The sequence below is a fragment of the Sphingobium yanoikuyae genome, from assembly GCF_034424525.1.
Lineage (GTDB): Bacteria > Pseudomonadota > Alphaproteobacteria > Sphingomonadales > Sphingomonadaceae > Sphingobium > Sphingobium yanoikuyae.
In genome coordinates this window covers 1241557-1268022 of the sequence record NZ_CP139979.1, presented here as the reverse complement: position 1 = coordinate 1268022, position 26466 = coordinate 1241557, and the positions used below count along the sequence as shown (strand labels likewise).

The following is a 26466-nucleotide window of genomic DNA, read 5'->3' as shown; positions in this document are numbered from 1 at the left end:
TCCCATCCGTGCTTCGCCGCCGCCCGCGCTGCGCAGCGGCGCGGGCGGCGGCGAATTTTTCGGTCAGCTACAAACGGCCCTGCAGACCGCCGGATTTTCAGACCGCCCCCCCTCGCATATGCCCTCTTCTTTCGTGCCCGTGCGCGGCCAGTTTCCGCCCATGCGCCTTGCAAGCCACGCGCGATCGGGAGCGGGCGCCAGGGCGCCCGCTCCTTTCATCAGGCAGCCCTTGCCTCTCTCGACCCGGGCATATCGGACGCAGGCACACCGACATCCCCCGCCGCCTGCTGCGCTCCCGGCATGTCCTTGGCCGGGGCAGCGCAGTCGCCGACCGCCTCGTCTTGCGCCGATATGGCGGCCACAGGCGCGCCAGATACTGTCCCGCCCTCCGGTACCAATGCGTCCGGTCCCATAGGGCCCGAGTACCAACTGTCACGCTCGTCGCAGTCGGGCCCGGTTGCATCGATCGCCGCACCGGGGCCCACGGCGCTGACAGCGGGCCTTGCTTCATGCTCGTGATCCCCTTTTGTCAGCCCGGCTCCCTCATTGCCGGCCAGTGCTTCGCCGGCGCGCTGGTCCGCGTCGATCATCGGTACGCCGCCGCGCGCGCTGTAGGCGCCCGGCGGGAACGCCATCCAGCGCGGCACCCATCCCTCAGGCGCCGCGCGGCCATTGCCATGGGTCAGGTGGTCGCCCAGCATCATGCGCAACGTTGTGCTTCTGGTCGCGCCGTTCGCCCGGGCGACGCTTTCGCCCGCGACGTCGGCCAGGAGTGCGAGCAGCAGTTCGCGATCGCGGACGAGGGCAGGAAGAACCGTATCGCCGCGCCACCATTTGCCCATATCGACCCCGAGCAATGGCCCCAGATGGGCAAGGGTCGCGCTGCCACAGGCGAGGCTCTCGGCCATCAGCATGGCGACGACGTCGAGACAGCTCTTGTCGGGCAGATCGAGGAGCCGCTGGAACAGGCGGAGGAGGCGGGCCTCCCCGCCCCGCATGTCGCACAGCGACGGCTCGTCCTCAGCGAGGCCGATTGTCGCCAGCAGGGCCGCGCGCCGGGCGGCAAATTCCATCTGTGCCGGGGCGGTCGCCAGACTTTGTGCGATATCGGCGCGGCGGGCCTGCTGGGGGTCGGCATGGACATGCCAGTGCAGCGCGCCTGCCATGGCATGGGCGAGCATCAGGCGAAGGGCAATATCGGGCCGTTCGAGCAGTTCGACGCGCAGCGCGGCATGGCGATGCAGATCGACATAGGCGGCAAGGCTGCTGGTCATTTCGGGGCGAAGCGAACGCTGGGCGCCAGAGCCATCAGGCCCGTCCTCATCCCGGCCGCTCTTCCGTGTCTCGCCGCGCCGCACATAGGCTTCGTGGATGACCGTCTCGCCCGACGCACGAACATCGACATAGATACGCCCGCCCTTGCGCTTGGGGCATTTCTCATGTTCCCAAAGCGCAAAATGGCTGTCGGGCGGCACGATGACGACCTCGCGCCAGCCAGATGCCAGCCACGCCTCGCGACGGTTCGCGATGACCGCATTCTGGGCGGCCCAGAAGGCCTCGGGATCGAGGAAATAGGCATCCTCGCCGAACAGGTCGGCGCGTGTTTCAAGGCCGCTTGATGGCACGTCGAACAATGCGTGGCGCACGGGGATCGCGGCCCCGCCCATCAGCCATTGCCGCAGCATGTGCCCCGTGGGCGCATGCTGGCCAGGGGCCTCGCGCAGGTCCAGCCATTCGCGTTGCTGCCGCTTGGTCGCGAGAGTGAGATGCCGGATCGTCGCCCGGTCGATCTCGTCGCGGGCATAGAGGGTCCGGATGCGCGGCAGGAGATTGCCCAGCGCCAGAATGCGCCGCACGGCAAGCGGCGGAAGCGCGAACATGTCGGCAATGGCCGGTATGTCCCGCCCTGCCTTCACCAGCCGCACGAAGCTCTCCCATTGGGTCACTTCGTCGGGATCGAGCCGCGCCGCATTCTCGAGCAGCGAAGCCTCGAGCGCGGCAGCGTCGTCGCCTTCCTCGAGGATCGCGCAGGGAATGGCGCGATCCTCGCTCGTAGCGTCCCGCTCTTCCGCCGCTATCAGGCAGGCAGCATGATAGCGGCGGCGCCCGGCAAGGATTTCATGGGTGGGCGCAAGCGGCGCACTGCTCGCGTCCGGCGGGCGGCCGGTCCCGGCACTGTTGCTGCCCTGTCCCGGCGCCGGACTTGCGCCGACGCATAGCGGGCGAACAAGGAGCGGCTGGAGAATGCCCCGCTTGCGAATGCTCGGAAGAAGATTGGCAAGGTCGGGCTGCTTGCGCCCATGCCGCATGTTGAGGCGGCTGACGCACAGGCTTTCGAGAGGCAGAAATTGGAGTTTCATGGGTCAATATCCTTGTTGAGCGTCGGACCGCTCCGCCCCCTTTCGGGCGCGCTTATGGCCGCCGACGCCATGTCGATTTTCTTCATTCCCCGGACCGCCTGCGGAAAATTGCGGACCTGCTCGGCGTATCGCGGGCCCGGACGCATGCCGGGATGCATGAAGCCAGAGCGCAGAGGGCAGATGACCGCGACCTCGTCGCAGTTTCAGCTACCCGGGCGCGCGCATGTGTCGGGCGGACCGCGCGCGCGAACATGCCCCGCCCGCAACCGGACATCGGCGATCCGGCGACAGGTTGCGGGCGGGGCGTAGCCGGACGGCGGCACAGCCGCGCGGATGGGCGCCGACCGCCCGGCCTGTCGCATCCACGGTCGGATGGCCAGCCGGGCGGGCGGGTTGACAGGGGGGCCGGGCCGGGTCGAGGCGTCGATGCCCCTCACGCCGCCTGTCCGGTCCGCGCGTCATGATAGCGGGCAAGCAGCCAGTCGGCGGCCTTCCCGGCGGCACTGGCCGCGCGGAATATCGCGCGCCCGCGCGGGCTTCCCGCGCCGCGCACATGGGGATCATCGCTCAGATCATCGCGCAGCAGTTCGAGCCAGCCGCCGATATAGTCGGCGTGGCGCACGGTCGGGGCGATGCCGAGGCTCGCGCACAGGAAGGCGGCGCCCATTTCGGCGATCAGTTCCTCGCGGGCATAGCCCTTGCTGCCGAAGGGATGGGCAAGATCGCGGGCCAGCCGGGCGGGATGGCCGGTCGCGTGGCAGAGTTCGTGAAAACAGGTCCGATAGAAATTGACCTGATCAAAGAAAGCCGGTTGCGGCGGCACCTGCACCCGATCAAGTGCGGGCGCGTAAAAGGCCCGGTCACCGCCCATGGAGAAGGGAACGCCGCTGGCCGCGATCAGCGCCTCGCCCTCGGGCACGATCTCCCGTTCGGGCAGCGGCGCGGGATCGCCCGCGATGTCGGACCGCAGGCCCTCGCACTGGGCGACGTTGAAAAGGGTAAAGCGCTTGAGAAAGGGAATGGCGCGCGGCGTCCCGTCCCTTTCCCTGGGTCCGGTCTCGCCAGACCCTGCCGACCCCAGCGGCTCCGATCCATGCGCCCCGGCTTCGGCAGGCACGAACCGGTCGGCATAGACGACCATCGTGCCATGCTCGCCCTTGCGCACACAGCCACCCGCCGCGATGGCCTGCTTGTAGGTAATCCACTTCTGGCTAGGCCAACCGCCCTCGATCACGGCGCCCCAGAGCATGAGGATATTGATTCCCGAATAGCAGCGTCCCGAGAGCGCATTGCGCGGCAGGGCCGGAGACGGTCCGCCTGCACTGCCCCAGGGCTGCACCCATGGCAGGCGTCCGGCCTCCAGTTCGCCGATGATCTTGCGGGTCACCTGCGCATAGAGGTCATCCCCCTGCGCTGTCTCGCGCGTGGTCCGGCCGCGCCGTTTGTGGACAAAGGTCATGCCAAGCCTCCTGACACCGCCCACTCCTCATCATGGATCCCCCGGAAAGCGGGGGATGGGCGACAGGACGCACGGCGTGAGGCCGGGGCCGGCCGCATGCACCCGCAGGGCCGGAACGAAAGTGGAGGAGCCGAAGGCTTGTCTGCGGCCGGCCCTGGCCTAGCAGGGCGGAGGAGCCCATGGCCCGCTTGAAAGGGAGGACCATCCCCGAAAACGCCGCGGCGCGTGCGCCGCGACCGCTGCGTGCGGCGCGCGCGCCGCGCCCTGCGCCACCCGATCGCCGCCGCATGGCCGAGACCGCCGGCGGGCTCGGCAGCGGCGCGTCACGACGCGCCGCGCAAGAGCGGGGTTGCGGGCGCATCGCGCCCGCAAGGCGCCAGCCGTGTCTTCTCCCTGGCACATGGCGCGATCCCTGCCATGCCATTGCAGCGCAAAGTGCTTGCCCCTGCGACAGAGGTACCAGTTCGACAGATTATCAGCGATCGCAGGGCCCGCTTCGGGCGTCGAAATCGCCCTGCCGTTCGACGGGCGCTTCGCCTCTCAGTCCGGATCGCGCCCCAACAATTGCCGATACCCACCGCTGGCCATATGCTGCGCGTCGCGTACGAGCCGGCGGACACGCGATCGCAACGCATCGGTCGGACCATCCCACTGGATCGCGACGCGATCGGCACCGAACAGGGCAATGCCGATATCACGATGCGACGCCCCCTCTTGCAGCGCGTCCTGGACGCGCAGCAAGAGGAGCCAGCGCGCCATGCGCGGCTCGGCGGGATAGAGCGCGGGCCGCAAGCGGCGGTGCGACAGGAAATCGAGGAAGCGATTGAGCGCGCGGAGCGGACCGCGTGCGGAGGAAACGCCCTCGATGTGGAACAAGGGGCGCAGTGGCGGCGCCATGGCGAGACTGCCCTCGACAATATCGAGACGGATCCGGCGCCAACCATCGGAAAGAAGCAGAGGCTCACATCCCTTCGGACCTTCCCCGACGGTCAGAAACTCCCTCCATGCGGCCGGGTCGAGGCCGTCACCATCGCCCTTCCCCGCCGGCAGCAAGGACAGACGCAATATTTCAGGATCGCGATCGGCATGCCATAAGATCCGCGCGTCCGGGGCCGGGACGTCGGGATGTTCGGCGAAAATGCAGCCCCCATTGGTCAGGATCGGAAGGCCCATGCGTGCTGGCGCGCGCTCCGGCGTACCAGGCGATATAGCCACTGTCGCGCCGCAGCCATTCCCACATGAGTCCCGCCCGATCGATTCCCATGAGGCGGGCATAAATCCGCCCGTCGCGCCAGGCGCCGATCGGGCTCATGCAAGAAATACGCTACGGCATGGCGGGCATAGCCATGACCGCCTCATGGCCTGTCCATCCCCCGACAATGAGACTTTGCGCTGCGTCGCAACATATGACATTTTCGTGACAGTTTTGGTCGCCTGCGGGAGGCATGAGACCCCTGTCGCCGGCTTGTACATCGGAAAGGGGTTGGGTGCGGGGTCGCCGGCATCCCAAGACGCCGCTCGCGCCGCCATTTGACTATGGAGCCAGACTATTTTCTGCTGCAACAGCTGACCCGGCAGGTTCAGGACGCCGCAACGCTCGAGGATTACCGTGAGGCCATGGCGGCTCTGACGCAGGGCCTCAATTTCGATTATTTCGCCCTTACCCATCATGTCGATCCGCGCAGCGCGGGCGAAGAGGCGGTGCATCTGCACAATTATCCCGCGCAATGGGCCGATTATTATGCCCGGCATGCGCTGGGCATCTGCGATCCGATCCACCGGGCAAGCCATGTCGCACCGGGCGGTTTTCCCTGGGCACGCATAGGCGACTATATCGATCTGACCGCGCGCGATCGCCATATGCTGCGCCTGGGCGCGAGCCAGGGGATCGGCGACGGGTTCACCATCCCGATCCGTATCGAAGGCGAAATGCCCGGCTCCTGCACCTTTGCCATGCGTTCGGGCCGCCCGCTCGACAGCGCATGGCTCGCCTTGGCCGAGATTGCGGGCCGTTTCGCCTTTGACGGCGCGCGCCGGCTGATCGGAAGACAGGCGTTGCGACTGCCGATGCTCGGCCGCATCCTGACCCGCCGCCAGCGCGACTGCCTTTTGTGGGCCTTTCGCGGCAAGAGCGACTGGGAGATCAGCCAGATCCTCAAGGTCACCGAAGGAACGGTCAAACGCCATATCCTGAACGCCTGTGCACGCTATCGGGTCAACAAGCGGATCATGCTTCTGGCCCCGACATTGTTGGACGGAACCTTCAGCATCACGGAAATCTACGGCTATCGCGATACATCTTTCGGTACGTAGCGGCGGCACGCCAGCGCGATGATGTTCGGCTCCCATTTCAAGAGGGAGTCGAGCCATGTTGCATATCCATGATGCGTCGCAGGCCAGGAGCGGACCGGACGCCGGCGGCCTGGGGTTTGCCGAAGACACATTGCTGCGCGCCATGTTCGCGGCCAGAAAGTCGGTCTTCGTCGATCTGCTCAAATGGGACGTGCCGGTCCTTGCCGGTCGTTATGAGGTGGATCAGTTCGACGATCCGCGCGCCCAATATCTGATCCTGGCGGATCGGGATGGCGCCCATCTGGCCTCGGCACGGCTCTTGCCGACCCTGCATCCGCACATTCTTGGCAGCTTTTACGAATGCCTGTGCGAGCAGGAACCGCCACAAGGACCGGATATTTTCGAGATTACCCGCTTCTGCCTCGATCGCCGGCTGAGTGCCAGCGAGCGGCGCCAGGCCCGCCACAGCCTCATCTGCGCCCTTGTCGACCACGGGCTTGCCCGGAATATGCGCCAATATGTGGCGATCGCCGAAATGAGCTGGCTTTCGCAGATTCTGGCCTTTGGCTGGGAATGCCATCTGCTCGGCCTGCCGCAGATGATCGATGGCCAGATGCTGGGCGCGCTTTCCATCCGGATCGATGCGACCACACCCGATCGGCTTGCGACAGCGGGCATCCGCCCTTCCCGTTCGCTGCTCGTCGCAGCCCTGCCGAGCGCCTGAAAGGAACCCATCATGTCCCAGATCCAAACACGCGCCGCGGACGCTTGCGATCACGCCCTCGAGCCCTATGTCGACCAGCTTGCCCGGGACGGCTGGTGCATCATGCCCGATGCGCTAACGGCTCAGCACATCACCCGGCTCGACGAGGATCTTGCAGAGGGGTTCGATCAGGCGCCCTATTGCAACGGGCCCTTTTATGGCGAGACGACCAAGCGGCTGGGCCGCCTGCCGCTGCGCTCTGTCCATAGCGAAGCGCTCATCTGCCATGCCCGGATATTGGAGATCGTGCAGCAGTTTCTGGGGCGCTGGTGCGATCATGTCCAGCTCAACACGACCCAGGCCATTGCCATCGATCCCGGCGCGCCGGCCCAGGCCCCCCACCGCGACCAGGACATGTTTCACGGGCCCAAGGGCGAGTTGGAATATCTTCTCAACGTGATCTGGCCGCTGACGCCCTTTCATCCCGACAATGGCGCGACCCGGCTCTGGCCCGGCAGCCATGGCTACGCCGCGATCGAAGGAAGCGAGGTCCGAGAAGAACAGGCGGTTGCGCCGGTGCTTGCGCCCGGTTCAGCCCTCCTGTTCCTGGGCTCGACGCTGCATGGCGCCGGCGCCAATCGCAGCGGATCGGTCCGGCGCGCAGTGGTGATCGGCTATAGCCTTGGCTGGCTCAAGCCCTATGAAAATCCCTGGCTTGCCTATCCGCCTCTGATCGCACGCCACTTCTCCCCAGAGCTCGCAAAGCTTGCAGGCTATGTCCAGCACCGTCCCAACCTTGGCAATTTCGAAGGGCAATGTCCCTCGACATTGCTGACCGCCGGGCCAGAGCTGATGACGGGGCCCCGCGATGCCCTGCTGCCCGAGCAGGCCGAGATGGTCGAAGCCTATTGCCGGGCGCAACAGGTGCCAGGATGAACTCCGGGCTGACCGCCGAGCGCGTCTATGACGCGATACGCGCGCAAATTCTCGATCGGGCCTATCTTCCTGGCACAAGGCTGGATCCGGCACAGCTGGCAAAGGATCTGGCCGCCAGCATGACGCCCGTGCGCGACGCGCTGCATCGACTGATGGGAGAAGGCCTTGTCGAAGCCCGGACGGGGAGCGGCTTTCACTTGCCGCTTCTGGACGAATTGTCGCTGATCGATCTCTATCGCTGGTCGCATGAACTCAGCCTGCTGGCGATGCGGCACTGGACGCCCGAACCTTCCGAGCCGGCGCCGTCACCGACATTGACCGATCGCACGGACGCGCTTTTCGACCGGATTGCGCGGGGATCGGACAATGGCGAGCATCGTCGCGCCATGCAGCAGGTGGCAGCGCGTCTCCATGCGGTCCGGCATGTCGAACCACATGCCTTGCCGGGCGTGGACGAGGAGCTTGGAAGCCTCGAAGAGGGGCTGGTTCATCCCGACAGGCGCCACTTTCTCTCGCTTGTCGGCGCCTATCATCGCCGGCGCGGCCGGGCTGCCGGCGCCATATTGCGTGCCCTCTATCGCCCCCACTGAGCGCGTCGCCTGGCCAGCATCGCACGCTCGAGGCAATAATCGCGATATTAAATCCGTATAAGATGCAGATAGCGCGCCGCGCGCCATACACTCGAGCCTGTCACCATCCTGGTGGCGCAGCAGAGGAGTGAAGCTGATGGAACGCGAAGAGGAAATCATGCGCATCGACCTTGGTGCGGCAACCGAGCAGACCCAGGGCCCGGGCGGCATCGATGGGGACGAATTCCTCCAGCAGGACCGGGTCGGCCTGGCCGACGACTGATCCAGGGGGACGCCCGGCGATCGCGCCGGGCGTCCTTCCTCTCATCGGAAAGGTCAGCCATGGCCATCGGCCTCAAGTCCAGTATCAGCTTTTGCGACGTCGAGGGACAATTGGTGTTTCTCGACATCGAGGCGGATCGCTATTTCGGGCTTTCGCCCGCGGCGGAGCAGAGTTTCCGGCGCCTCCTGGCCGACCCGGCATCGCCTGCCCCCGCTTCTGATGCCCCCGCCTCCCCTGATCCCGCCTCTCCAGACCCCGCATCTTCTGTCATGGCGCTGATCGGCCATGCGCAGCTGCTCGAGATGGATGCGCCGGCGGCGCCCATGCCCTGTCCAGCGCGCGCAAGCGGTGGAGAGAGCCTTCTCGATCGGCTGGAGGCCAGCGACCACAGGTCGAGCGCCGCCGCGACGATCGCCGCCAGCCTCCACATAACATCCATCCGCGCCCAATTGCGCGTGCGCAGCCTTTCGAGCATTTTTGCGCGGCTGCGACGCAGCAAGAGCGCCGTGCGCAATTGGCGGCATGCGCCCGACGAGGCTCTGGCGATCATTGCCGCCTTCGCCGCCAGCGCCCGGGTGCTGCGATCTCATGACCAGTGCCTGCCACGCTCCCTTGCCCTGGCCCATGCCTTCATTCGAGCGGGTCTTGCGGCCGATCTGTTCCTGGCGGTTCGGCTGAGGCCGTTCGCAGCCCATTGCTGGGTCGAGCATGACGGCCTCATCGCCAATGACCGTGCCGCGCATGTCGACAGCTATCAGCCGATCCTGATCCTGTGACGCTGCAACGCTATCTTGCGCTGCTTGGGCCGTCCGAGGATGCACCCGAGCGCATGCGCCGGATCGGCGATCGGCTGGTCCATGAAGGCCATGAGGTGCAGATCCATCTTGAAAAGGATTTCGCGCTGCTGGTGCTGGGCGAGCCACCGATGGCGATCGATGCCGGCCTGATTGTCGGCCCATTATTTGACCGCCGTCATCCTGGGCCGGTGGATACGCTCGCACCAGAGGATCAGGCGAAGATCAGGGCAAGCCAGGGACACCATCTGATCGAGACTTTCTGGGGCGGCTATGTCGCCTTTCTGCGCACCGATGAAGGAATTGACCTGCTGCGCGCGCCGCTGGGCGACCTGGCCTGCCTGTTCATGCATCAGGCGCCGCGCACATGGGTGGCGTCCGATATCGCTCTGCTCAAGCGGACGGGTATGGCCCCCTTCGCAACGGACTGGGGCATGATCGCGCAGCATCTCGCCTGGCCCTATCTGCGGGGGAGCTGGACCTGCCTTGAAAAGGTGATGGCGCTGCCTTCGGGCCATAAGCTGCAGTCCCGCAATGCGCGCCTATATATGGCGCCGCTCTGGTCACCCTGGTCGTTCGCCGATCATACACAATGTCTCACCCGCGACGAGCATGTCGAGCGGATATCGCGCGCAGTGACCAACAGCGTCGCGACCCTGGCAGGTCATTGGGGCCGTCCGATCCTGCTTCTGTCCGGCGGGCTCGACAGCTCGGTCCTCGCGGCAACGCTCGCCCGCCATGATGCAGATCTGCTCACCCTCTACACCCGCGACCCGATCGGCGACGAACGCGCCTATGCCGCGCAGGTCGCCGACCATATCGGCAAGCCGCTCATCGAGGCGCGGCGAGAGGTGAGCGAAATCCATCCGCTCCGTTCTGCAGCTGCTGGCCTCCCCTGGCCGGCGCGGCGCCTGTTCGAACAGGAAACGATGCGGCATGTCGACATTGCCGCAGCCGCCCATGGCGCCGCAGCGCTGATGACGGGCGGCGGTGGCGACAATGTCTTCTGCGCCCTCCAGTCGGCAGCGCCGGTCGCCGACCGGCTGCTGGTCGAAGGTCCCGGCCCGGGCATGCTCGGCACCGCGCGCGAAATCAGCACGCTCGCCTCCGCGCCGATGGCGACGGTCCTGCGTTCCACCCTTGCGAAGTCGATGCCCTGGGCACGCAGGAGCATCGCCCGACCCGATCATGCCTATCTGAGCGAAGAAGCCAAAGCGCGCGCAGGCGCAAGCCCGCCGGCCCATCCCTGGCTGACGCCCCCGACCCGGCCCTTGCCCGGCCTTGCCGGGCATATCCGGCTCCTTGCTCTGGCGCAGAGCTTCAGTGAGGGTCGGGATCCCGCGGCGACCATCCCGACCATCCTACCCCTGCTCGCTCAGCCCGTGGTCGAAGCCTGTCTTGCCGTCCCCAGTTGGCTGTGGTTCGAAAAGGGAAGGAACCGGGCGCTGGCGCGTCGGGCCTTTGCGCCCCATCTTCCACGCGCGATCGTCGAGCGGCGGTCGAAGGGCACACCCGATTCCTTCCAGGGAGAGATATTCGAACATCATCATGCCACCTTGCGGGACATGCTGCTGGGCGGTGCCCTTGCCGATCAGGGTCTGATCGACCTGCCCCGGCTGACCCGGGTCTTTTCGAGCTCTGTGCCGATGGCGCCACCCGATATTGGCAGCCTGTTGCGGCTGGTCGATGTCGAAGCCTGGTTGCGCTCGGCACCGGGACGCCATGAATGAAGTCCATCATGGCCTGTCCCCCGATATCGGCGTAGCCTCATGCGACCGCATCGCGTCCCAGCGCGCATATTGATCCTGCTTGGCTGGGTCAGGATCGCGCGCGCCCTGAAGCCAGTAGGCAAACCAGTCGAGATTGCGCAGATAGGCGGCGCGGCGATGGGCGGGCTGCCATTTGATATGATGTTCGCCGGGAAAGACATGCATCTCTACCGGCTGGCCATATTCGCGCAGGGCCGTGAAGCCTTCAAGGCTATGGATATATTCGTCGTCCGACAATTGCATGAGCAGTGGCCGGTTCAGTTTTCCGGCGTTCATCGCAACCGAATAGGGACGCCACAGATCGGGATCCGGCCTCGTCAGCGGGGGCAGACCATAGGCTCGCTGCTTGTCGGCAAAGGCAATGCCGGCCTGCATCATGACCATGTTCGCGTCAAAGCAGCAATTGCTGATCGAAGCGGCCGCAAAGATCGGCCGATTGATGAGCGCGAAGCGAACGGTCGAACTGCCATCGCTCAATCCCGTGATACCGATCCGGTCGGGATCGACGATGCCGCGCGCCTTCACTGCGTCGATCCCGGTCATGAGCGAGGAGAGAAGGCTCCAGCGCTCGGCCCAACCGGCCTGCATTGCCCGATTGAAGTCCTCCATCGTCCTGAGGCCGGTCTGGCCGGTGGCGACGAAGGCCGGACGCTCGAGACTGAGAACCGCCATGCCGCGCGCCGCGAACAGCTGGATCGGATATTCATCCCCCGTCCCCCCACGCAGGAAGCCGTCGCTATGATATTGGACCACCACGAGCGGAAATTTCTGTCCCGGCCGCGCATCGGGCGGCAGGACCAGATCGCCCCAGGCGGCCAGCCCCCGGTCATTGCGCCAGCGCAGCCGTTCGACCGATCCCAGACGAATATGGGCAAATTCCGGATTGGGAACGAACAGGCTCTCAGCCCTGCCATCGGTCAGGGCAATGCGGGCCAGATAGCGCGGCGTGGTCGCATTTTCGCGCAGGCAGTAGAGCGCGCCGCCGCCCTGCACACATCCCAGCAGGACGTCACGCGTGCGCAGGACGGGCCGCGGAGTGCTGTCGTCGACGTTCCAGGCGTAAAGGACCATATCCTCCTTGGCCCACCCTTCGCGCCGCAGAAAATAGAGATGCCCCTGCGCATCCCACCAGACGCCCTGAACATCGCCAAGGCAGAGCGGCGACGGACAGGCAATGTCCCGACCGGCGCGGTCACGCACATGGATCCGCTCGGGGCTAAGCGGGGCAGCGCTTTCAGGCGAGAGCGAGGCGCGCTGGCCATCTTTTCCTCGCGCGAAGGGCTCGTTTTTCCGGCTTTCTGCAAGTTGTTCAGCCTCCGCCTGCGTCGCCGTGCGTTCCGCGCCGGTTGCGATATCGATCAGCCTCACTTCGACGGCGAGCCCCACGGGCGGGCGTGGCCGGGCACCGATATTGGGTGCGACGCGCCGATCATAAAGCCAGCCCCCCAGCCCCTCGGCGTCGACCCTGGCCCTGTCGGTCAGGATTGCCGGGCGCGCGGCGACCAGCAGGGACCTGCCATCAGCCGACCAGGCAAAAGCCTCGATATCGACCTTGCCCTGGGTGATGGCCCGGGCCTTGCCACCAGCCGCCGGAACGATCCAGAGCTGGGTGACGCCGCTGTCACGGCGCAAAAAGGCGATCTGCCTGCCATCGGGCGACCAGCTTGGAGCCCAGACTTCGGGGACACCGGTCGGCATGCGCCCTCCTTCCCCGTCCAGACTGGCTGTCGCCAGTTCGCCCCCCTGATCGAGCAGCCGAACTGCGCCGTCGCGGCTCACCACGACCAGACCCAGGCAGTAACTGTTCGAGCCCGGATCGGCGCGCCGCAGGATGAAGGCGACTTCCTGTCCATCGGGTGATGCGCCGAGCGGCGTCGGCGCGCTGAAGGCGGATCCCTCGGGCCGGCCGATATCGCGCAGGCGTACAAGATCGTCGGCATTGATCAGCCGGCGCGGTGCATCCGCTGCGACCCGGCCAGGCAGGAGATCCGCGCATGATGCCTCAGCCCGGGCATCCGGGCAGAAGGCAAGCAGGCTGGCGCCCAGCAGCAAGGCAGCGCAAGCGCGCATGGTCCGCCCGCCGCTCACCAGGCCATCCCCAGCGAAAGCGTGATCAGTCGCCCGATCGGGGCATAATTGGTCGAGTCATAGGTGCTGTCGATATAGGATGTGCTGGCGATTTCCGTTGGCCGGTCGTCGAGCGCATTGTTGACCGAGAGCCCCAGTTCCAGGCCTGCAAGCGCGCCGCGCGACAATGTGTAGCGGGCTGTGAGATCGAGCGAGCGCATGCCGTCGACCGTCACGACATTGTTGGTGCGACGGTCCTTGACGCTGCCGATATAGCTCAGGGAGGCGTTGAGACTGAGCTCCTTGTCCAGCCATCCCAGGCTCGCCCGGCCGCGCCAATGGGGCGGCGTGAATAATTGCCCCGACCGCGGCAGCACCGGCTGGCCGGGCAGGAAGCGCTGGTCGAAATGGAGATAGCTCAGGTTAAGGGACGCATTGAGCGTGCCGCTGCCGAGCGGGCGGGCATAGTCGGCCAGCATGTCGACGCCCTCGATCGCCTGGCTGCTGGCATTGGTGTAGCGATTATTGACGATCGCGACCACCTTGGCCGGATCGACGGGCGATCCGGTCCGGTTGGTGAAGGTCGCCGCCTGCGCAATGAGCGCAGAGACGGCCGCATCGGCCGGATCATAGGTGATGAAATCGGCATAGACCGGATCGCGCAAAGATTGGGAGCTGAGCGCGATCGGCGTGACGATCCGATCCTGATAGCGGGTGTTGAAATAGCTGAGCTGCAGCCGCAACCCGGCAAGCTCGGGAGGATGAATATCCACGCCCAGCGTCCAGCTGCGGGCCTTTTCCGGCGTCACCTCGGGATTGCCGCCGCTCAGCAGCAGGCCGGTAGCATCGGCGCCATAGCCGGTTCCGCCAAAGGCGCTGATGGCCGCGAGTGAAGCGGTCTGGGCCTGATGCTGCTGCATGAGGGTCGGCGCGCGGAAGGACCGTCCCCAGCTCGCCTTGACCTCGATCGCCCGGCTGGGCGCATAGATGAGGCCCAGTTTCGGGGTCAGCACGTCGCCAATGCCGGGATAATCTTCATAGCGAAGTGCGGCGCTGGCGCTCAGGCGATGGATGCCGGCCCACTCCATGGCGGGCGAGACGAAGGGCAGGCTCAGTTCGCCATATCCATAATAGCTTTTCTGCACGGCATAGACATTGGCGACATTGCCCGGGCCCTGATTGCCGTCGAGCAGATTGCGGCGAAAGCCGGTGCCCAGCGCCACCCGCACGGCACCGGCGGGGAGATGGAAGAGGTCACCGTCGGCCGCCAGTTCGACCGATTGGCCTTCATTGCAATAGCAGAGCTGGGCGGATGCGACCGGCGTGTCGCCTACATAATAGGTATTGCGGCTGGTGAGCTTTTCATCGCCATAGACGCCCGACAGCCCGACATGCCACTGGCCTGGCAGGTCGAGTGTCAGGGCCGGCGCAATGGCGAAGGAGCGCGTGACCGACGGCTGGATGTAACGGCTGATCGACAGGTCCCCCGCCGGATTGCCGGGCTGGACTGTGTGGGTGGTGCGACGGTCGTAGAGAAGGTCGGCGGAAAAATGGAGGTTGCTCGTAAGGTCCTGATGGCCAGCGACAGCCACAGCATGATGCTCGAGTGGCGGGAGGATGCTGACGCCGGGGCGACTGTCGGCAAAATCCCGTTCATCCGACATGAGAAGGCTGGAGCGGGCATATTCGAAGGAGGCCATGAAGCCACCGCCCTCCCAGCGCTGCCCGGTGGTCGCGCCATAACGCTGGCGCGAATAGCCGCCCTGCGTGGCAAGTCCGCCCTCAAGATCAAAGCGCAACCCGTCATAGTCGCGCCGCAATATGATATTGGCGACGCCCGCGACTGCATCCGAACCATAGAGGGCCGACGCCCCGTCCGCGACAATCTCGATGCGTTCGACCGCGCCAAGGGGAATGGCCGACACGTCGATCCCCTGGCGCGAGCCATTATAGGCCAGCCGATGCCCATTGAGCAGGGTCAGGGTCGCGTCGCTGCCAAGCCCGCGCAGGTTGATCGTGCTTGCGCCACCGGTATCGATATTGTTGCTGCCCGTGTTGAACCCCACGCCATGGTTGAGCCCGCCGCTGTAATTTTGCGGGATATTCCGCACCACATCGGCAAGGCTGGTCTGGCCGCTGCGCACGAGATTGTCGCGTTCCAGGCGGATCACGGGCGAGGCGATCGGCGCACCGCGAATGCGGCTCCCGGTGACGACCAGCAGTGGATCGGCCTCTTCCCTCTGTGCCGGAGACAGCTTGTCCGGACCTTCGATGATGATGGCGCTGCCCTCGAGCCGATAACTCAGGCCGCTTTGCGCAAGCAATGTCGCCACGGCTTCCTCGGCTGATAAGCTTCCCTTGAGCGCCGGTGCGGACCGCCACTGCAGAATCGCGGAGGGCGCGCCTATCGACCGTCCCGAACGAGTGGATACCGCATCAAGCGCATCTTCGAGCGACTGGGCGGGCAGATCATAATCCTGCCGAGGCAGATTCTGGGCACGGCTGATCGCCGGCGTAAGCGACGAAGCCGTCGCAAGGCATAGCAGGAAGGTCAGGCGACGGGCATTGGACGATCTCATATTCTTCTCCCCCGCCGACCCCATTTTCGGGCCGGCTCAAGGGGAAGGACAGATGACCTTGCCTCTACCCTGGCAGTTTTTTTTCTACTGCTCTATCAGACGGATCGCGCCATCCGCCGCGACCTCGATCTTCGCGCCCATGGCGCTGGCCAGCAATTGCGCGGCAGCCCTGGTATCACGCACGTCGAGCGTGCCGCTGAACCGCTTGCTGGCAAGTGCCCCAGTCACGATGATCGGCCCATGCGCGGCATAACGATTACAGGCCGCAGCCACGCTTTCGAGCGACGCATCTGTGAAACGCTGCATGCCGCTCGGCCAGTCCTGGATTGCCGACCGGTCCGGTTCGGGCCTGGGCAAGGGCCCGGACCTCTCAACCCTCATGACCTCGCCGGGCGCAAGAAATCGGGACGCCCCATCATGATCTGTCCGGCGCACCTCGATCTTTCCTTCGATCAGGGCGATCGCGGCTCTTTCATCCTGCAGGAATATGTCGAAGAGCGTGCCATGGGCGACCACGTCCTGCGCACCGGCCGTGACGATGAAAGGCCGCGGATCGCCATGCGCGACCGCAAAGCGGGCACGGCCCGAGATCAGATGAATGCGCCGTTCCGTGCCCGAAAAGGCAAGGTCGATCCGGCTTGCGGTATCCAACGTCACGCGTGAGCCATCGGGCAGACGGATTGTCTCGATATGGCCCGGCGCCGTCTCGCGCCGTTCCCCGGGGTACCGCGATGCCAATTGGGGCGACGCGCTTCTCTGATCGCGATCAAGATACTGCGTCCAGACGCCTGCACCGATGATGGCGATCAGGCTGGCAGCCAGAAGGCCAACCAGAACAGCACGTGTCGCGCTGCCTCGACTGCGATCATCATCCGATCTGGAGGGAGGCAGTTGTTCCGTGGCGTCCCAACTGTCGAGCAGCGCATCATAGATGTCGGCGTGCCGCGGATCGGCGCAATACCAGTCTTCGAATGCGGCGTGATCGACCGCACCGGTCGGACCGCGCAAACGGGCGAGCCAGGCCACGGCCTGCGCCCGAATCTGCTCGAGCGGATCGCTATTGGATGATGTCATCCCGGTCAGCGCGCCCGCAGCGCCCGGTCAAGCTGCGCGATTGCCTTGCGCATATGCCATTCCACCCCCTTGATGCTGAGCCCCTGCGCAGCCGCGATATCCCGATAGCTCATACCATCGACGCGATGGGCAAGAAATATCTCCCGAGTTCTGGGTTTGAGCTTTTCCAGCGCCGCCTGCAGCCGCGCCAGCATGTCGCGGGCTTCGAGCGCAGCGATCATGTCAGGTGCGGTGAGCCCTGCTTCCTCTGCTTGTATCTGCTGGGCCAGCGATCGCTGGAGGGCTGAACGGGCGCGATTGCGCAACAGGTTAGTCGCTACCCGGCCCAGATAGGCCTCGGGCTCTTCGATCCTGCGCGCCGGATCCCGTCCGGCTTCAGCAAGGCGCGCGAAACTTTCCTGAACGAGGTCGGCTGCGTCCTGACGGGCCTGGTTGCTGGCGAAATAGCGCTGCAGCCGCCCCGACTGGCTGCGATACAGATCTTCAAGGGCAAGGGATGAACCGACGATCAGCCGATCGCTCGGCGGCAAGGGATCTTCGTCTGCAAGGCGTGTGTCGCCGATGGCGCGCAAGGCATTGACGATCAGGCGCATAACATCGCTCCCCTCAGCCAACGTGCGCCGGCAGAGAGTCCCGCCTCCGATATGGTCTTCCTGCACATGTTCCTGCCGCACCTCCTTTCCAAAAGGCACAGCCGGTCCAAACCGGTTGTGGTTTAGCTGAGGTCTTTTCTCTCCTGCAAACAGGCGCACGATGGTGCTGCACGATGAAGGGAGATGACACGATGACGAAGAAGATCACGAACCCCGAGATACTGGCGATCCGGGCAGCGGCGGATGTGGACCCTGCATGTGGCCGCGTCTGGGTCGGGCTGGATGTTGGCTTAAAATCGACGTCGGTGTGCGTGCTGGATCGCGACGGCAAGGTCGTCCACCAGGTTTCGATGAAGACGCACCCGACCGAGATCGGGCGCTATCTCGCGAAGAACTTCGCCTCCAACGTCGCTGTCGTCGGCATGGAGACCGGCGCGATGTCAGCGCATCTCGCCGACGGTCTGCGCCGACAGGGCTATCAGGTTGCCGTAATGGATGCCTTGCAGGTCCACCGCGTCCTGTCGCTCAAGCGCAATAAGACCGATACCAATGACGCGCGGGGCATCGCCGAGATCACGCGGACCGGCCGTGATTATCTGACCGAGGTCTATGTGAAGAGTGCTGCCTGTTACGAGGTGCGCGCGCAACTCATCATGCGCCATCGGCTCGTCCAGCAGCGCCTGGCCAACGAGAACATGATCCGTGGCCTGCTCCGTGTTTACGGTGGGCGGGTTGAACCCGGCGCCAAATCTTCCGCCACCTACAGGGAGCGGGTCGTTGAGCAATTGCTCATCATACAGGATCATGAGGGCCTTAACCTGCGTCCGCGCATCCTGCCGGTGCTCGATCTATGTGAGCGGCTTCAGGTGGATGCCGAACGGATCGAGACCGAACTGGAAGCGCTGGCAGCCGCCAACCCGATTTGTCGACGGTTCATGGCGGTGCCTGGCATTGGTGCGATCACGGCACTGTCCTTCTTCACTGCGATCGAGGAGCCATCGCGCTTCCGACGGGCTGATGATGTCGCCGCCTATCTGGGCCTCACACCGCGCGTGTACCAATCAGGCGAAAGCCTGACCCACGGCAAGATCAGCAAGATGGGCAACCGACTGACACGCACCCACATGGTCAATGCCGCCACGGTATTGCTGTCGGCCACCAAGACCTTCTCATCCTTGAAAGACTGGGGTGTCAGGCTGGCAAAGAAGGTCGGGTTCAACAAGGCGAAGGTCGCGGTCGCCCGCAAGCTGGCCGTCATTCTGTTCGGCATGTGGCGCGATGGTACCCACTTCCAGTTCAAGTCGGAAACCGTCGAGCCGCATCGACAGATGATGCAGGCCGCCCGCGCATGATGTGATTACGCTATCCGTCCCGTCGGACGGTATGATCCTCCCGGGAGGCGGAGGGCCGGTGACTTCGATTCTAACATTGGGGCAGCAATGACCCCGAGCTACGGTTGTTGAAGCGCCACCCTTCGATACGAACCGACCCCATTGCGGCATGCGACTATGAGAAAGGCTGCATCACAACAGCCGTCGCATGACCCCGGAGAGACTGTTGCACCCCGGGTCGATCGACATGCCGACGTGACCATTGCCAGAAAAGGCGAAGCATGATGAAGTAGGAAATACCAACGTCCCGCCCTGCCGCAGGGACCTCAGCTAGAGAGTGTTGAGAACATGCCCAAGCATGCGCCGATGCCTTTGGCCGCAAGCGGCTTGGACATGCGCACCGGCCACCCGGCAGAAAACCGGTGGGGAGGATGGGGAGGTTCTCACGCCTCTGCGCCGTTTCCACTCGGCGCAGCCAGAGTGTAACCAATCGCATCAGCGTGACAAGCCATGCTACGGAAGTGCCCCATGCAATCTTTCGCCCCGCCGCAAGCCTGCAACAACCTTCTTAGGGTCTTGCGAACATGCTGCATCCAGCAGCACGTCACCCTTTAACGTGGCCGCCAGTCGAGCCCAGCAGGTATTTGACTAGGCTTTCTATTGGGCAGGCCATCCGCGAAGAACCGCTCCCAATGCTTTTCGACAGCGATGTGAACTGAGACTGCGCGTAATTGACGAGGCTGACTAAGGGCGCTCCCCACCTCCTAGCCTTCCTGAAAGGGCATGGGCAATCGCTGCGTGCCCGAAAGCATTTGGATGCCACGGCGCACCCGCTCCGGTTGAACGCAAGCTCAGGCCCTCGCTCCAAGGAACGGCAGAGCAGGGTGTGTGATCACGAGACAATTTATCAGCCGAGAGCACCACCGCGCCAGATTCTCGCGCAACGCGCGAGGTGATCTGGGCAAGGCGCAGCCCGAGAGCCCGGCTTACCCTCGCGTCATCGGGGCGGAGCGGCGCAGCATAGCATGGGACGTTTGGCACCAAAGTAACATACTGCACGAATACGAGCTTTGCCCTAGGGGCCGTCGCTGAGACCTGTTTAGCAAATGCGCGCATGCGGTCTTCAAGCTCACGGTAGTCAGCTTCCCGTGGCGCAGTTCCAGGCGGACAGGGCCGGCCGCGGAATGACACGCCTGCCCGACAACTCGCCGTCATCAGCCCGGCGACATAGCCGATATCGTTGCCGCCGATGGTGACGGTAACGAGACGCGTGTCGGAGCGAACCGCAGCGATCTGCGGCAGAAGCTCGTTCCATGGGCCGAGCAGATGCGCCGTCGTCGCGCCGCCGCAGGTAACATCTGTGAGGTCGAGGGCAAGCTTGTTTACCAAGAGCGACGCATAGTTGATCGACGTACGCTGACAGCGCGTTGGCGTGTTCGGCTTAGTTGGGCCGATACCGGCCCCCGCCGCGAACGAGCTACCCATCGCGACATAGTGAGCGCCAGGCGGCAAGGTCGCGAAACGACCCGAATGGTTCGTCGCGGCGCAGCCGCTTAGAAAGGCAAGGGGTAGCGCGCTGAGGCCAGAAGATAGTCTCATCACGGGCGCGGCAGCCTGTTCAGTAGACCTTGGGCGCGCAGCCATTCCTGAAGCAGTTCGGGCCAATGGGAGAGCGCGGGGTCTGCGCCGCCGAACCCGGTTCCATGCTGACCATTTGCGAAAATGTGGGTCGTGTCCCACGGGGTGGTGTAGGAACCGTCGATCCGCAGTAGGATCAGGTTCGGGTCAGGCAGCCAGAGCTGGCAGGCTGACAATGGGGTTATGGCTTACCGAGCCGAGGGTTTCCAGCGTCATGTAACGGCGTGACACCGCCCACTCATCATTCTGTTCCAGCATGAGTGCTCCGACGAGGCGGACGACGGCGGCGTCATTCGGAAAGATGCCGATGACATCGGCCCTTCGCTTGATCTCCTTGTTCACCCTTTCCAGCGGGTTGGTCGACGCGATCTGCGCCCAGTGCTCCTTCGGGAAGGTCATGTAGGCAAGCACGTCCTCGCGCGATCCGGCCATCATGTCGGCCAGCTTCGGGAACTTCTCGCGCAGGGCATCGGCGACCTGTTCCCATTGCTGGTGAGCCGCTTCAGCCGTTTCCTGCGCAAAGATCGTCTTGATCATGGCGATGACTGCCGGTCGCTGCTTGGGCGCGGCATGTGCCAGCGCATTGCGCATCCAGTGGACCCGGCAGCGTTGCTGGCTCGCGGCGAACACCTTGCTGGCGGCGGCGCGCAACCCCTTGTGGTCGTCCGCGATGACCAGCTTTACCCCGCGAAGTCCCCGGTCGGCGAGCGAGCGCAGGAAGGCTTTCCAGAAGGGTTCCGCTTCTGAAGGGCCGGTGGCAACGCCCAGAACCTCGCGCCGACCATCGGTGTTGACGCCGACGGCGATTATCGCCGCCGTCGAGACGATCCGCCCGCCCTCGCGGACCTTGAGGTAGGTGGCGTCGATCCACAGGTAGGGCCACTCGCCCTCGATCGGCCGCTGCAGGAAGGCGTTCACCCGTTCGTCGATCTCGGCCACCAGACGGCTCACCTGGCTCTTCGAGACGCCGCTGGCGCCCATCGCCTTGACCAGATCGTCGACCGAGCGAGTCGAGACACCGTGGACGTAGGCTTCCTGGATCACCGCCGCCAACGCCTTCTCAGCCGTGCGGCGTGGCTCAAGGAAGCTCGGGAAGTAACTGCCCTTCCTGAGCTTGGGGATCGCCAGCTCGATCCGGCCGGCCCGAGTGTCCCAGCCCCGTTCGCGATAGCCGTTGCGGTGGTTGAGCCGCGCCGGGCTGCGACTGCCCGCAGCCGCACCCGTTCTGGCCTCAATCTCCAGATCCATCATGCGCTCGGCGGCAAATGCCAGCATATCGCGCACCAAATCGCTGTCTGCCCCTTGCTCAATCAGCTCAACAAGGGCCATTCTGTCGTCGGTCATCGTCTTCTTCTCCAGGTTCGAGTTCGCATCCGAACCCTACCAGAAGATCGACGGTGGCCACCCTCTCAGAGAAACCTTCCTACACCACCCCGTGGGACACGACCAAAATGTGCATTTCGACCGGCACCTTTGCTGCCACCAGCTTTTGGTAAAAGCGAATGATTCCATCAGCTGGGACCAGATTGTCCGTAGTCGTATGATAGATGAATGTCGGCGGGAAGCCTGCACCGACCTGCTCTATCGGGCGATATCGAGCATAATCCTTCGGCACGCACGATGTCCGCACGAATTTACAGTAGGACGATTGCCCGTCTGCGCCGATCGCCATGCCTTCCAGCCAAGGATAGGCAAGGACTACGAAGTTGGGCTTGCTACTGTTGCGTTCGACTGGATCGGCGGATGCTAAGTCGCCAGCATTGGCCTCCACGGCCGTTGTAGCCGCCAAATGTCCGCCAGCAGAAAATCCGACCATCCCTATCCGTTCGGGATTGATCCCGAAACGCTGCGCGTTAGCGCGAACATATCGCACGGCTCTTGCTCCATCGAGGAGCGGCGTGGGCAAGTGCGCCTTGGCGCCGACCCTGTATGAGAGCACAAAGGCGGTGACCCCGCGCGAGGCGAACCAGTCGGCAACGGGGCGCCCCTCCAACTTCGTTGCAAGAGAAACGTAGGCCCCGCCCGGCGCGATGATCACTGCACTACCTACGGCCGTGCCGATATGGGGCTTGAACAGCGTAAGTGTTGGCACTTCCTCCTCACTGTCGCTGGAAGCCTCCGATGCCCGACCGTCCCAGAGGCGGTAAGTCTCGATTCCCAGCTGAACCGCGGGCACTGGAGTAGCTGCCGTACCCGAACGGGAAGGCAGCGCATGGGCGGCATTTACGGAGAGTAAAAATAAATGCAGTGTCAGCGCCTTCAACATCCTCACAAAAAGCCTCCTGAAAGCGTCGCTCGTGAATTGTTGTCGAGCCAAAAGTGCGAAGCAATGATGGTGATGGCGGACCTGTTGTTGCCGCCGATCTATCGGGCATGACCTGCCTTCCGGCCGGATTGCCCCATCATCTGCGCCCGGCCAAAGCGTCATCCCATCGATTAGCGAATGAAATCGAAATACCACCTGAGGCACTCCAGCGGCACGGCGACAGCGTCAGCGTGGCAGACCGGTCAATTCTCCTGCTCCACCCCCACGAGCCTGACCGGTCCGAGCAGTCCGGAAGGCAGCAGAGGCGAATTTGCGCGATAGGGCGATGAAGGCGCAAAGGCGACGGGCCTGACCCCAGGCTGCTTGTCACCGATCAGGCGGTTGGGCCAGAGATTGACGACGCTAATTTCCAGCCGGTTGCGGCCTGGCCTGAGCGCATGGGTGACATCCAGTCGATAGGGCGAATGCCATTGCGGCGGGAAGGCCATGCCGTTAACCTTGACGCTGGCAATCTCATGGACCGTGCCCAGATCCAGTTCGATGCGACGGCCAGTCCGCAACATGCCCGCAGCAAGATCGACCTCCTTGATATAGCGCACATTGCCGGAAAAATAGCGAATGCCGGGATCTGTCGTCTGCGGCCAGGATATAAGCCTGTCGAACCGCGCGGTTGGCGGCGCGCCGCGGCCGGGCTCGAACGCGAGCATCCAGGGGCCCTCTACTTGCATCAGCGCTGTCTCTATAGACCTGGGTGCCGTCCAGTCCGTCAATCGCGTAGCGCTGGGAAACACGACAAAGGCGGATTCCTCCGGGGCCAGCCTAACCGAGACATCCACGCCATCGGGCTGCTGGCGATAGCTCAGCGGTGTCATGCTGCCACTGTCGGCCTTCCACAATTCAGGCGCACGGCCCGTGACGCGGAAGCGAAGCGACATGTCGCGCGCCACTTTCTGCTGATTGCTCAGGAAATAGATATCGGTCTGTCCGTTCCGGCGATGCTGCCAGAGGATGGATTGGGCATCCTCTGGCGTGGCAAAGGCGATATCGGGCGTGAGGCGCGCTGCATCGATCGCCTGGGCGATAGTGGCGTAGACCTGTGCTGCCCCTTGCCCATCGCTGGCGCTGCCGCGCGCCTTTCTCCCCCAAAGTCGTGCAGCGATCCTTTCGATCTCGGCGTCGGGACTCATCACCCCGAGGCCGCCCAGCGGTCGCTGCGCCACGACGATCCCGCCCGAGCGCACGAGCGCCTCGATCTTCTGCAGGGCAGGCAGGGTGAAGCGCCGTATCCTATCGGGGACATACAGAAAACGATAGCGCATCCCGCTCGGGGTCACGATCTTCCCGTCGCGCACGGATAACAATGTGAGCAACGCCTCGGGACCGACATAATCATAATCATGGCCTGCCGGAATGTCGGTTTCGAGCCGATCGACATATTGCTCCGAAAGGCTGCGCTCCTCGCCATAGAAATAGGCGATGTCGGCTATCGGCTGCCCCTGCTGGAGCATGTGGGAGGTCCGGCCGAGATAGGTGATCCAGGGGCCCGCCAGCTCCGCCCAGCTTTCGTTGCGGTTGAAATATTGGCCGAAGATGAAGAGGGACAAACCCGGCTTTGCGTCGACAAGCGGCTGATGATGCGATTCATGCAATAGCAGCCGATTGATACCGCTCGCAAAAATCCGGTCTGCCACCGGCCGAAGCATTGCAGGGGAAAAGGACCAGGGATCCTGGATCGCCGCGACGGTCAACGCCTCGGCTGCAGCCAGCTTCTTACCATAGACATGGGCGACCGATGCGCTTTCCTTCAGATCCGCCCGCAATGTCGGCTGTCCCGGTCCGGTGGAGAAAGGGCGATACCAATATTCTGCGGTCGGAATGTCCGAGCGGGCCTTGAGCGCCATGCCATCGACAATGGCTCTGGGGAAATCGCCCTGCGCTTCGGAATAATAGGTCATGCCCCGGGCGTGGAGTGACCGGGCAAGGACAGCATGATGATTTTCGGCCACCATTTCCTTGAGGTTCTTGCGAAAATCGAAAAGAAATGCCTCCGAAAGCGCAACATTACCCACCACTCGGCCGGTCAGCACGGGCAGGTAGGGCACGGGGTCATAGCCTTGCCGAGTACGAAACTCTGCCAGCATGGCAGGGGTCCAGTTCTGCACCCCTGCTTCCCAGCTGTCGGTCAGCATCGAACCTATGCCCGCCGGCCCCAGGCGCCCACCGCTCGCATGCTCATAAAGGCCCAGATAATGATCGAGATAGCGCGTCACCGCCGCCCGATCGAGCTTATCGACTTCAAGGCCAGTCGCACCGGGCTCTGCCGGCGCATTGACCGCGCCGGTGAGCGACCATCCCATACGGACTATGGTCCAGCGGCCAGCCGGCGGCGTCCAGTCGAGCGAGCCATCGGCCCGCAGACGATCGGTGAGCCAGACCACCTTGCCCAGCGAGACGGCGTCCCCCCGGGCGATCGGCGCCGGCCGGGACGCCTCTTCGCTGATGGTCGACTGGAAACCGGCCTTGGCCTCGAACCCGTTGACACGGCCACCGGTGAGAAAGGCAAGGCGCGTGATCGTGAAGCTGCCAACAGGCTTTTTGGGCAGAATCTCGCCAAGCGCCGAGCGGACCTCCAATGTCTGGGGTGTCAATTTCAGCCGGAACCGGGTCGCGGCCACCGGCGTGAAAGCCGTTGTTTCCTGCGGCGCAGGGTGGATAAGCTGATCACCCGCGGCTTCTATGCTCGCTTGCGCGACGGCTATCCAGCGACCATCCCCCGCCTGTGCCTCAAGCAGGGCCTGCGCATCCTCGCGCAGGCCGATCGTGAAGGCGCCGAGCCGAACGGGCCGACGATAGGAGATTTCGATCTGGACGCCTCCCGCCCCTTCGAAGCCGAGCTTGAGCGGCCGGTCAGCTGGAACGGGCAGAGTGAGCGGGGACCGCCCGGACATACCGACATGCTCGATGCGCGCGGGGATGGCGTCCTGTTCGTCACGCGGCGTTGGAAAGGCGATGACAGCCGTATCGCCATAGGCCTGGCTTGCGCTCCTGCCCTCCTCGATCTCCTGGAAGGGCCCGGTCACCTGCGGTGGCAGTGCGAGCCGGCCACGAAAGGGCCTGCCGCCCACGACACGGGTTTCGCTCCAGACATATTTCTTCATGCCATCGGCGGGGACGACCCAGGGACCGCCCGTCTCGCTCCAGCCCGGCGAGCCGGCAATGCCAAACTCGAAGCCGGCATCATGCGCCTGACGAAGCGACTGGTTGAAAATTGCCTGCCACTGATCCGACATGAAGGGGATGGCAGGCTTCACCACGGCCGGCGTTGGCAGCTTGCCGCCTGAAAAGGCATGCACGCCGCCAATACCGATACGCTGCATCCATTCCAGGTCAAGCCGCGCGCCCTCGGCGGAGATATTCCCGCCCATCCAGTGCCACCAGAGGCGCGGCCTTGCCTCGGGCGGCGGCGTTTCAAATCCTTCACGCAGCGTGTCGAGCGCCGAAGGCTCCGCCTTCATGGCAGTCGTGCCGAGCCCGACCAGCACCATCGCAAGAGCGCCCAACCCGACCGACCGGTGCCGCAATCGGCTCTTTTCAGGCGCAAATAACCACATGTCCCTCTCCGCATTTTATGCGACAATCTATCGCATAGATGGATGCATCTGCTCCGGTCAAGTATGGTTTGACGGGCCGATATTACGAGATGCAAGCGCCTGCGAACAGCGGTTCCTGCGCTTGGTTGCCGCTCCGGCGCAT

20 protein-coding genes are annotated in these 26466 nt (G+C 64.4%); 8 read left to right on the top strand and 12 right to left on the bottom strand.

Annotation, left to right across the window (positions count from 1 at the left end; translation table 11 throughout):
* Positions 1-218 precede the first annotated feature (218 nt).
* The 4 genes from U0025_RS05840 to U0025_RS26090 form a co-directional block, all read right to left on the bottom strand.
* Positions 219-2360 (bottom strand): ParB/RepB/Spo0J family partition protein, encoded by a 2142-nt coding sequence (locus tag U0025_RS05840; RefSeq protein ID WP_004211943.1) that lies wholly within the window; start codon positions 2358-2360, stop codon positions 219-221.
* 433 nt (positions 2361-2793) lie between these two features.
* Complete coding sequence (locus U0025_RS05835) at positions 2794-3819, bottom strand: ArdC family protein (protein ID WP_004211942.1); 1026 nt, start codon at positions 3817-3819, stop codon at positions 2794-2796.
* Between the two features lie 540 nt (positions 3820-4359).
* Positions 4360-4992 (bottom strand): DNA -binding domain-containing protein, encoded by a 633-nt coding sequence (locus U0025_RS05830; protein ID WP_004211939.1) that lies wholly within the window; start codon positions 4990-4992, stop codon positions 4360-4362.
* Positions 4889-5131 (bottom strand): transcriptional regulator domain-containing protein, encoded by a 243-nt coding sequence (locus U0025_RS26090; RefSeq protein WP_409371847.1) that lies wholly within the window; start codon positions 5129-5131, stop codon positions 4889-4891. The genes U0025_RS05830 and U0025_RS26090 overlap by 104 nt, the downstream gene beginning before the upstream one ends.
* Before the next feature lie 224 nt (positions 5132-5355).
* Between U0025_RS26090 and U0025_RS05825 the strand changes: the two genes are divergently transcribed.
* From U0025_RS05825 to U0025_RS05795, 7 genes are all read left to right on the top strand, one after another.
* On the top strand, positions 5356-6132 hold the full coding sequence (locus tag U0025_RS05825; RefSeq protein ID WP_004211938.1) for a LuxR family transcriptional regulator: 777 nt from the start codon (positions 5356-5358) through the stop codon (positions 6130-6132).
* Between the two features lie 55 nt (positions 6133-6187).
* Positions 6188-6835 carry an acyl-homoserine-lactone synthase gene (locus U0025_RS05820; RefSeq protein WP_004211937.1) on the top strand — a complete coding sequence of 216 codons (648 nt, stop codon included), beginning with the start codon at positions 6188-6190 and terminating at the stop codon, positions 6833-6835.
* 12 nt (positions 6836-6847) lie between these two features.
* Positions 6848-7750 carry a phytanoyl-CoA dioxygenase family protein gene (locus tag U0025_RS05815; protein ID WP_004211936.1) on the top strand — a complete coding sequence of 301 codons (903 nt, stop codon included), beginning with the start codon at positions 6848-6850 and terminating at the stop codon, positions 7748-7750.
* A complete protein-coding gene (locus U0025_RS05810; RefSeq protein WP_004211935.1) occupies positions 7747-8340 on the top strand; it encodes a GntR family transcriptional regulator in 594 nt (197 codons plus the stop codon). Before U0025_RS05815 ends, U0025_RS05810 begins: the two co-directional genes overlap by 4 nt.
* A 136-nt stretch (positions 8341-8476) precedes the next feature.
* Entirely contained in the window at positions 8477-8602 is a 126-nt protein-coding gene (locus U0025_RS05805) for a hypothetical protein (RefSeq protein ID WP_004211934.1), read from the top strand.
* Between the two features lie 59 nt (positions 8603-8661).
* Positions 8662-9378, top strand: coding sequence for a lasso peptide biosynthesis B2 protein (locus U0025_RS05800; RefSeq protein WP_004211933.1), 717 nt, complete (start codon positions 8662-8664; stop codon positions 9376-9378).
* Positions 9379-9431: 53 nt separating this feature from the next.
* Entirely contained in the window at positions 9432-11126 is a 1695-nt protein-coding gene (locus tag U0025_RS05795) for an asparagine synthase-related protein (RefSeq protein ID WP_157225224.1), read from the top strand.
* 6 nt (positions 11127-11132) lie between these two features.
* Here U0025_RS05795 and U0025_RS05790 read toward each other — a convergent pair whose 3' ends face one another.
* The 4 genes from U0025_RS05790 to U0025_RS05775 form a co-directional block, all read right to left on the bottom strand.
* Entirely contained in the window at positions 11133-13253 is a 2121-nt protein-coding gene (locus U0025_RS05790) for an Atxe2 family lasso peptide isopeptidase (RefSeq protein ID WP_157225223.1), read from the bottom strand.
* On the bottom strand, positions 13250-15811 hold the full coding sequence (locus U0025_RS05785) for a TonB-dependent receptor (RefSeq protein WP_004211929.1): 2562 nt from the start codon (positions 15809-15811) through the stop codon (positions 13250-13252). The genes U0025_RS05790 and U0025_RS05785 overlap by 4 nt, the downstream gene beginning before the upstream one ends.
* An 84-nt stretch (positions 15812-15895) precedes the next feature.
* Complete coding sequence (locus U0025_RS05780) at positions 15896-16837, bottom strand: FecR family protein (RefSeq protein WP_169331151.1); 942 nt, start codon at positions 16835-16837, stop codon at positions 15896-15898.
* A gap of 53 nt (positions 16838-16890) precedes the next feature.
* On the bottom strand, positions 16891-17637 hold the full coding sequence (locus U0025_RS05775) for an RNA polymerase sigma factor (protein WP_157225222.1): 747 nt from the start codon (positions 17635-17637) through the stop codon (positions 16891-16893).
* 32 nt (positions 17638-17669) lie between these two features.
* Here U0025_RS05775 and U0025_RS05770 point away from each other — a divergent pair, with 32 nt between their 5' ends.
* On the top strand, positions 17670-18830 hold the full coding sequence (locus U0025_RS05770; RefSeq protein WP_004211922.1) for an IS110 family RNA-guided transposase: 1161 nt from the start codon (positions 17670-17672) through the stop codon (positions 18828-18830).
* Between the two features lie 723 nt (positions 18831-19553).
* Here U0025_RS05770 and U0025_RS26085 read toward each other — a convergent pair.
* From U0025_RS26085 to U0025_RS05755, 4 genes are all read right to left on the bottom strand, one after another.
* Positions 19554-20294: an SGNH/GDSL hydrolase family protein gene (locus tag U0025_RS26085; RefSeq protein WP_409371848.1), complete on the bottom strand. Its 741-nt coding sequence runs from the start codon at positions 20292-20294 to the stop codon at positions 19554-19556.
* Between the two features lie 300 nt (positions 20295-20594).
* The gene (locus U0025_RS05765; RefSeq protein ID WP_004207098.1) at positions 20595-21791 is read right to left on the bottom strand and encodes an IS256 family transposase; all 1197 of its coding nucleotides are present in this window, start codon (positions 21789-21791) and stop codon (positions 20595-20597) included.
* 79 nt (positions 21792-21870) lie between these two features.
* Positions 21871-22713, bottom strand: a complete 843-nt coding sequence (locus tag U0025_RS05760; RefSeq protein WP_157225221.1) for an alpha/beta hydrolase — start codon at positions 22711-22713, stop codon at positions 21871-21873.
* Positions 22714-22955: 242 nt separating this feature from the next.
* On the bottom strand, positions 22956-26324 hold the full coding sequence (locus U0025_RS05755) for a glycosyl hydrolase (RefSeq protein ID WP_004211917.1): 3369 nt from the start codon (positions 26322-26324) through the stop codon (positions 22956-22958).
* Positions 26325-26466 lie beyond the last annotated feature (142 nt).